General features: G+C 69.4%; 1 protein-coding gene. It reads right to left on the reverse strand.

What is annotated here, in order from left to right:
- On the reverse strand, window positions 1-1721 hold a 1721-nt coding region (locus AAFX91_RS41480), incomplete at both ends, for a condensation domain-containing protein (protein WP_394570324.1).

Genomic DNA, 1721 nt, shown 5'->3' on the forward strand with positions numbered 1-1721 from the left:
AGCTCGTGGATGCACCGCTGCGAGGGATACGGCGCCGCCGTCCGGTTCAGTTCCTCCAGCAGATACCTGCGCTCAGCGGCCGGCAGGATGTCCAGCTCCCGCACCGGCGTGTCCGGCGCCCGCTCCAGCGCCTGCGCCAGCTGCTCGAGCGCCCGCTGCATGTAGCCGCAGACCCGATCCGCACAGACCCCTTCCGCCACCTGCGCCGTCAGCCCGAGCGCCTCGCCAAAATCCTCCACCGACAAGGTCAGCGGATAATTGGTGCGCTCCTCCCCGCCCAGCCATTCCACGCCCACCAGACTGTCATCGGTTGCAGTGGCGACCGCCGCGGTGTTGTGGCGGTAGTTCAACAGCGCGCTGAACAGCGGCGCCGGCGCTGCAACGCCGCTGCAGCGTTGCGCCAGCGCCAGCGAGGCATGCTCATGTGCCAGCAGCTCGGCCAGCCGGGCGTGCGTGGTTCGCACGCTCGCCTCGGCGGCGGTCCCATCAAGATCAAGCCGCAGCGGCAGGGTGTTGATGAACAGCCCCATGGCGCGGTCGGCGCCGGCGTTGCCCTGCAGGCGGCCGAACAGCACCGTGCCGAACACCACCTGCTCGCGGCCGCTGCTGCGCGCCACCACCTGCCCCCACGCCAGATGGCACAGGCTCGCCAGACTCACGCCCAGCCGCCGCGCCTGTTCCCGCAGCCGCGCATGGAGCGCCGGCGGCAGCATCCGATGCGCCTCACTAACCCCGCCGCCGTCGCCGCGCACCTCGCTCAAGCCGAACGGCGTGGTCGGCTCGTCGATGTCGGCCAGCAGCTCCCGGAAGAACGCTTCGTCCGCCTCGGCATCACCGCCGAGATGCGCCTGCGCCACCAGATTGCGGAACGGCTGCGGCGCCGTCAGCTCAGGCTCCCGCCCCTCCAGCTCGGCCCGGACCTCAGCATGCATCACGTCCAGCGTGGTGTGATCCCCGATCAGATGATGCTGCAGCTCCAGCAGCAGCCAGCGCGCGCTGCCGGGCTCGCGCGCAATCACAAACCGCAGCAGTGGCGCCCGGCCAAGCTCGATGCGGTGCCGGCGCGGATCAAACCGCTCCCTGAGCTGCTCGGCGCCAGCGCCATGAGCGCCATCCAGCTCGACCTCGGTCACCTCCAGTCGCGCCTTCCGCCACACCACTTGGGCCGGCCGCGACAGCCTCTCCCAGACAAACGACGTGCGCAGGATGTCATGCCGATCCACCACCCGCTGGACCGCGGCAAGATAGCGCTCGAGCAGCCCACGCTCGGCAAACGCCATCTGCGACACCAGCAGGTATGGATCGCCCTTTGCCGCCAGCAGATGATGGAATAGGATGCCGTCCTGCAGCGGCGACAGGCCGTAAATGTCCTGGATGTTGCCAACGCCGCCGGGCACCGTGGCGACGATCCGCTCGATCTCGTCCTGCGTAAGCTCGATCAGCGGCAACATCTGTGGCGTGATCGCCGCACTCCGTTCGGTGATCAGGTTGGCCGGGACCGCCACCTCGTGATGACGGCCCAGGCTTGCGGCCAGATCCGCCAGCACCGGCTTGGCGAACAGGGTGCGCACCTCGATGCCCAGCGACCGCCGCCGCAGACGTTCCATCAGCTGCACCGCCAAGAGCGAGTGCCCGCCCAGTTCGAAGAAGTTGTCGTGCCGTCCGACCCGCGCCAGCCCGAGCAGCTCGGCCCAGAGCTGCGCCAGCGCGGTCTCGATCTC

It is taken from the genome of Bradyrhizobium sp. 31Argb, assembly GCF_043638955.1.
Classification (GTDB): Bacteria; Pseudomonadota; Alphaproteobacteria; order Rhizobiales; family Xanthobacteraceae; genus Bradyrhizobium.